This is a genomic window from Neobacillus drentensis (genome assembly GCF_036966985.1).
Taxonomy (GTDB): Bacteria; Bacillota; Bacilli; order Bacillales; family Cytobacillaceae; genus Neobacillus; species Neobacillus drentensis_E.
The window spans coordinates 1-6742 of the sequence record NZ_JBALSN010000457.1 but is presented as its reverse complement, the minus strand read 5'-3'; the positions used below and the strand labels follow the sequence as shown (position 1 = coordinate 6742).

Below are 6742 nucleotides of genomic sequence, written 5' to 3'. Positions count from 1 at the left end.
ATAAAAGGCAGGGTCTGGATGCCAATGTTCATGTCCGCGGCAAATCATGAAGGCCGAAGCACCAACAGGGACACCAATTTCACCTTGTTCAATTAAATGGATCGCTGTTTGAATTCCTGCTCCTAAGAAGGTGTCGGGTGCACTTCCAACGAGGAGGTTTTTCCTCTTGGCTGTTTCTAAAATTTGTTTTCCTTCTTCGCGAGTAATAGCAAGTGGTTTTTCTGTATAAACATGCTTTCCTGCCTCAAGGGCTTGGATGCAAACAGAAGCATGCGCTTTTGGAATCGTTAAATTAATGACGAGTTCAATCTCTGGGTCAGAAAGCAAGTTTTCGACGGAACAAGCTTTTGGAATACTGAATTTTTCAGCTTGTGCTTGGGCACGTTTTATATCTAGGTCAGCACAGGCAACTAGTGCAAGGTGGGGGAACTTCGGACAATTTTCCATATAAATAGAACTAATATTTCCGCATCCAATGATACCGATTTTAAGCTTTTTCACGATAAGGTCCTCCATATTAATAATCTTGGTCTCCAAATGGTCTAGCCGCTAATTACTGGCTGTCTCCCATTCCTGTGTAAGTCCCCGCATTTCCATAGAAAGAAGCTGCACCTAATTCTTCAGATCGTTTCTTTCCTTCAGCAGCCCACAAAAACCCTCGGCGCATAATAAGGGAAACCACTGGCATGGCGATAATGTTTGCTTGATGGCCTAATGAACTATAAAATACATTTCCCTGACCCCAGTGTTTTGTCCAGACCACAGGCATTTCCACAGGTTTATTGGCAGCGTGCGGGCCGTTTACAATAGGGAAGCGAGTACTAGCTAACACTTCCACAGCAGGATCATAATGAAGGTAATATTGCTCGCTGACAACTTTAAAGTCAGAGAGACCCTTTAAGATCGGACTGTTCGAATGCTTGATGTTCACCATGTATTCCACACCATCATTTCCAGGATGGGCGACCCAATTTCCGCCCGTCATAAATTGCCAGTCCACATTATTACGGAAAGAGTCACACATACCTCCGTGGCATCCCGCTAACCCCACACCTTGAATGACCGCTTCGGATATATTTTGGACGTACTTTTGTTCGATTGTCCCCATGGTCCAGTGGGGGATAATTAAATCCAGGTTTTTTAACTTTTCTGGATCTGCATAAGACTCAAGTGTATTGGAAACCTCTACTTCGAAGTTTTCTTCCTCAAGGATGCCTTTAAATATTTCTGCCACTTGCTCTGGTTGATGGCCGTCCCATCCGCCCCATACAATCAATGCCTTTTTCCTCATTATGGAAGCACTCCTTTTTAATTTTTTATACGTCTGAGATTCGGATCCATTGGCGTTTTTCGATCGATAAGTCAACCGCTTCCAGAACTTCTTGACACTTGACGCCATCTCGGAAATTGGGAACGGGCTGCCGATCTTCACAGATAGCCTCCATTAACTCAACCATTTCATGAATAAACGTATGTTCATAACCAATCGTATGTCCTGGCGGCCACCAGTTTTCTGCATAAGCGTGGGAAGGATCAGTTGCTAATACTCGGCGGAAACCTTGGACATCCTCTCTGTCATCAGTGAAATAAACTTGCAGTTCATTCATTCGTTCAAAGTCGAAGATAACGCTTCCATTACTGCCGTTGATTTCAAAGGAATTCTTACAGCGATGCCCCGTCGCAAAACGTGTCGCTTCAAAGCTTCCTAAAGCACCGTTAGCGAAACGTGCTAAAAAGAGGGTAGCATCATCAACCGTAACCTCGCCTTTTTCAGCACTATCGCTGCCTTTCGCCGATAAGCCTGTCATCTGTGAAGGGAGTGGTCTTTCCTTAATAAATGTATCATTCATCCCAATAACTTCAGTGATATCACCAATGAGATAGTGTGCTAGATCGATCAGATGTGCACCAAGGTCGCCATGAGACCCGGAACCAGCAATCTCTTTTTGCAGTCTCCATGCAAGCGGGAAATTTGGATCAACAAGCCAATCCTGTAAAAACCAGGCGCGGAAATGGTAGATTTCTCCTAACTTCCCTTCATCGAGCAGCTTTTTAGCCAGCATCACAGCTGGGGCAAATCGATAATTAAAACCAACCATATGCTTAACGCCAGCCGCCTCCACTACTTCTAGCATTTCTCTAGAATCCTTCAATGTCAGGGCTAAAGGCTTTTCACAAAAAACATGCTTACCTGCTTTTGCAGCTGCAATCGTTATTTCTTTATGTACATCACTTGGTGCATTGATATCGATTAAATCTACATCGTCTCTTTGTAAAAGACTTTTCCAGTCAGTTGTGTATTCCTCCCACCCGAATTGCTTTGCTGCCACAGCAACAGCAGTTTGGTCACGACCACAAATTACCTTCATTTCAGGATGAGTCGTTTTTGGAAAGAAAAGGGGAAGATCCCGGTAAGCATGACTGTGAGCTTTCCCCATAAATTTGTAGCCGACCATTCCGATTTTAATTGTTTCCATAGCTAAACTCCCTTTCTTATATAAGCAGTTGTGAAGAGGCACGTTCAATAAAGGTAACTGGCAATCTTTCATTAATTTCTTCCATAATATCTTGTGAAATCAATTGAAGAACCTTTTCAGCCGCTAATTGCCCCATATCAAAAAGCGGGACATGAACGGTACTTAGTGGTGGAGAAGTCATTCTAGAAATTTCAGAGTCATCATACCCAATGAGAGCGTAATCACGACCTGCTTGGTAGCCTTGTTCAGCCAAACCCTGCATAAGACCAATAGCCATTCGATCATTGCCAGCAAAAATAGCATTAACCCCTCGCAGCATGGGGGCTATTTCTGCAGCCACTTGAAAACCACTTTTACGGCTGTAATTCCCTTGAAAAACTAATTTAGGATTGTAAGGGATACCTCCATTCATAAGGGCAGTTTGATAACCTTTTAACCGTTCGAGACTATTTGAAAATTCCGTCGGTCCATTTAAAAAGATAATTTGTTCATACCCATTTAGTAGCAGGGAGGAAACGGCTTGTAAACTACCATCTAGATGATCTGCACCAATGGAATGGAAAGGAAAGCCTGAAAAAGCTTGATTCACAAGACAATAGGGTAGTTGCAATTGATGTAGTTTTTCAAGTGCTTCCACTTCACCAAAAACATCCTTAGAACCAAGGATGATGCATCCATCTACCTTTTGAGTTCGAAAAAGCTTCACATAATTTTTGGGTTCATCAGGGGATTGAAATAAAAGAAGCAAACCATATCCAAACTCACCAAGCTTTGTACCTATCCCGCTTAGAAGTTCGGAGAAATAATGGGTAGTCATTAGATTTACCTTTTGAAAATAAGGAACAATCACGCCAATGTTGTTACTTTTCCCACGAGCAAAGCTCTGTGCAATTGCATTAGGGTGGTAATTAAGATCATGAGCCGCTTGCAAAACCTTTTGTTTTGTTTCATTCCGCAATGGACCGATATTATTAAATACTCGTGAAACGGTCGCTTCAGATACGCCAGCTAATTTGGCAACATCTTTCCGGTTAGCCAAGAATTTCACCTCAAATCCTAAAATGTACACGCGTTCATTTTCTCTATTTTTCAAACAATTGTCAATATTTATATTAATTAATTTTTTCTTTGAGTTAATTTGTTATGGTCGATCTTTTGTTCACTCACAATTAAACAGGATTCTAGTCATAAAGAATAATATGAATTGGTTGTAAATATAATTGATTGGATAGAATGCTGCAAACTTAAATGATGCTTCTAATGAATAATAAGATTCATGAATCCTTTTAATGACGCTTTTACATATTCTTATGAGCGCTTAAAAAATGCCTTAATTGGATGGGGGATGTTTATGACTGTCATTGGTATAGAACCATATTTGCATATTCGTTTTGCCAACAATCCGGTATACGCTCCAACTGGTCACAAGATAAGCTTTATCGCTGATTATACTGGTTTGCCACAAGTTTGGGAATTGAATCTAGGGGAAGGGAGTGATGGTTGGCCTGTCCAAACTTCCTTTACAAAAGAAAGAATCACCTTTATTAGCTATCTAAATGGCAAATCTAATTTGATTATTGGTATGGATGATGGCGGAAATGAAAATCAGCAATTGTACTTACTTAAGGAAGAAGGAAAACTAATCGAGTTGACAAACTCCCCAGATCATATTCACCGTTTTGGCGGAAGCTCTCCAGATGGAAAATGGATTGCCTGGTCGAGTAATCGCAGAAATTCAGCTTTTTTTGATATCTATCTTCAAAATCTGGAATCGTTGGATATTCGTCTTTTGAATGCTGGGGATGGGGTATTTTCAGCGGTTAAATGGTCTCCTGACGGTACATCCATTTTGATCCAGAGGATAAATTCCCCTTTAGATAATGATTTGGGCATAATAGACCTTTCAACAGGCTCTATAAATTGGTTAACAGAACATACAGGGGAAGCGAGTTTTAGAGACGCCCATTTTAATAAGGATGGGGACCATCTTTATGTATTATCGAATAAAGACAGAGAATTCTACGGGCTTGCTCTTATAAATTTAAAAACCAAACATCTCGAATGGCTAGAGCAGGGAAAGTGGGATTTTGAGGATTTGACAATGAATAATGATAAAAATTTGTTAGCTTATTCCATAAATGAGGGAGGAACTTCCAAGGGGGTACTTTTAGACATAAACCGGAGTTACCTTTATACCTGGAAAACTCCAATCGGGGTCATTTCAAATCTAAAATTTTCCCCTGATAGCCAAAAACTAGCTTATGTATTTAAGGGGGCGGCAAATCCCTCGGATATATGGGAACTTGACCTAAAGACCATTCAGGCGGAAAGGCTTACATATGTTTCCCGGTCCCCAGTACTTGAACATAAATTAGTGGAGCCGGAACTTATATCCTTTCGCTCTTTTGATAACCTCGAAATTCCTGCCTTTTATTCGAAACCGAAAGATACCACTGAAAAACATCCAGTTGTTATTTATATCCATGGAGGTCCGGAGAGTCAGGCTCGTGCGGTATACAACCCAGTTCAGCAGTATTTACTGAACCAGGGTTATGCCGTGTGTTCACCAAATATTCGGGGAAGTACGGGTTATGGAAAAAGGTATACACATTTGGATGATGTTCGAAAAAGAATGGACGCTGTTAAGGATCTCATTTTTTTAGTGGAATGGCTAAAGGCGAACAGAAATATTGATTCTGAAAAGATAGCGATCATGGGGGGGAGTTATGGCGGGTTTATGGTGCTTGCTGCCATTAGTCATTATCCGCATCTTTGGTCTGCTGCTATTGATATTGTGGGAATGTCCAGCCTTAGAACCTTCCTTCAAACAACAAGTCCATGGCGCAAGAAGCATAGGGAGAGTGAATATGGAACAATCGAACGAGACGGAGAATTTTTTGATAGTATTGATCCATTGAATTTTTCAGACCGAATTACCACCCCATTATTAGTTATTCATGGGAAAAGCGATCCGCGTGTTCACATCAAAGAATCTGAGCAAATAGTCGATAAACTAAAGAAACGAAATCACGCTGTTGACTTTATTCGCTTCTATGATGAAGGGCATTCCATCGTAAAACAAAAAAATAAGATGACTGCCTATAAGGAAATGGTTAGGTTCCTTGATCAATATATTGGTAATGGATCCTAACTCAATTAAAAAAATAGTCCTACAGTAGCGGGACAGTGCTGGAGAATTCAGCAAGCAGCAAGTTAAACGGGCAGATTAATAAGTAATACAAAACAGCTCTCGGAATTCGGGGGCTGTTTTGTATTCGCACGTGTTTGGTTAATAACTTCCAAAATCTTTCCATTTTAATCTGCTCAATTGTGGGTATAACAAGATAGAATTGGTTAATTGGTATATTAAAGGAGGTAAAAAAATGAAATGGAAAGGAAGACGACAAAGCGCCAACGTTGAAGACCGGAGAGGAATGGGAATGGGTGGCAAAACCGTTATAGGCGGCGGGATAGGCAGTATTATAATCGTTCTTCTCTTTACACTGCTTGGAGGGAACCCAGGAGATCTTTTAGGTCCAAATCAGGCCTCTGATACGGGTACACAAGCTCCTCCTCCTTATCAAGAGTCTGCCGGGGAGAAGGAATTAGCCGACTTTGTTTCAGTTGTCCTTGCCGATACAGAGGATGTGTGGTCTGATGAATTCAAGAAAAAGGGACTGCAATACAAGAATCCTAAGCTTGTTTTGTACACTGGCAGTGTCCAGTCTGCCTGTGGATCTGCTAGTTCGGCTGTAGGACCATTTTATTGTCCTGGCGACCACAAGCTTTATATTGACTTAAGTTTTTATGAGGATCTAAAACAAAGATTCCAGGCACCAGGGGACTTTGCGATGGCGTACGTTATTGCCCATGAAGTAGGCCACCACGTCCAGACCCTTTTGCATACTGGAGACAATGCTTCGCAGGCACAGAAGCGTTCCAAGGAGTACTCGGTCCGATTTGAATTGCAAGCTGACTACTTGGCGGGTGTTTGGGCCCACTACGCGCAAGGGAAGGGCTACCTAGAAAAAGGCGACCTGGAAGAGGCACTAAATGCAGCAAATGCTGTGGGTGATGATAATATCCAGAAAAAATTGCAGGGCTATGTGGTGCCGGAAAGCTTTACACACGGAACTTCTGAGCAAAGAAAACGCTGGTTCAATAAAGGTTTCAAAAACGGAACCATCGAGGGAGGCGATACCTTTAAATCAGCAAACCTTTAAATGGATTCAACTGTAAGTATACGTATTTTACATGAAAAAACC

At 41.5% G+C, this 6742-nt stretch carries 6 protein-coding genes; 2 read left to right on the top strand and 4 right to left on the bottom strand.

Annotation, left to right across the window (positions count from 1 at the left end; genetic code table 11):
- The 4 genes from V7659_RS25205 to V7659_RS25190 all read right to left on the bottom strand — a co-directional run.
- Positions 1-501, bottom strand: a 501-nt coding sequence (locus V7659_RS25205) for a Gfo/Idh/MocA family protein (protein WP_335542863.1), incomplete at its 3' end; no start/stop codon positions are given.
- A gap of 52 nt (positions 502-553) precedes the next feature.
- Positions 554-1291 (bottom strand): ThuA domain-containing protein, encoded by a 738-nt coding sequence (locus V7659_RS25200; protein WP_335542862.1) that lies wholly within the window; start codon positions 1289-1291, stop codon positions 554-556.
- A gap of 25 nt (positions 1292-1316) precedes the next feature.
- Positions 1317-2477, bottom strand: coding sequence for a Gfo/Idh/MocA family protein (locus tag V7659_RS25195; RefSeq protein WP_335542861.1), 1161 nt, complete (start codon positions 2475-2477; stop codon positions 1317-1319).
- 16 nt (positions 2478-2493) lie between these two features.
- Positions 2494-3525: a LacI family DNA-binding transcriptional regulator gene (locus V7659_RS25190; RefSeq protein WP_335542860.1), complete on the bottom strand. Its 1032-nt coding sequence runs from the start codon at positions 3523-3525 to the stop codon at positions 2494-2496.
- Positions 3526-3828: 303 nt separating this feature from the next.
- Here V7659_RS25190 and V7659_RS25185 point away from each other — a divergent pair, with 303 nt between their 5' ends.
- Positions 3829-5628 (top strand): S9 family peptidase, encoded by a 1800-nt coding sequence (locus tag V7659_RS25185; protein WP_335542859.1) that lies wholly within the window; start codon positions 3829-3831, stop codon positions 5626-5628.
- 232 nt (positions 5629-5860) lie between these two features.
- On the top strand, positions 5861-6700 hold the full coding sequence (ypfJ, locus tag V7659_RS25180; protein ID WP_335542858.1) for a KPN_02809 family neutral zinc metallopeptidase: 840 nt from the start codon (positions 5861-5863) through the stop codon (positions 6698-6700).
- Positions 6701-6742 lie beyond the last annotated feature (42 nt).

Bases quoted from the DNA above. Each gene is read 5' to 3' on its own strand.
- V7659_RS25200 (WP_335542862.1), bottom strand. From the start codon at position 1,291: ATGAGGAAAAAGGCATTGATTGTATGGGGCGGATGGGACGGCCATCAA.
- V7659_RS25195 (WP_335542861.1), bottom strand. From the start codon at position 2,477: ATGGAAACAATTAAAATCGGAATGGTCGGCTACAAATTTATGGGGAAA.
- V7659_RS25185 (WP_335542859.1), top strand. From the start codon at position 3,829: ATGACTGTCATTGGTATAGAACCATATTTGCATATTCGTTTTGCCAAC.
- ypfJ (WP_335542858.1), top strand. From the start codon at position 5,861: ATGAAATGGAAAGGAAGACGACAAAGCGCCAACGTTGAAGACCGGAGA.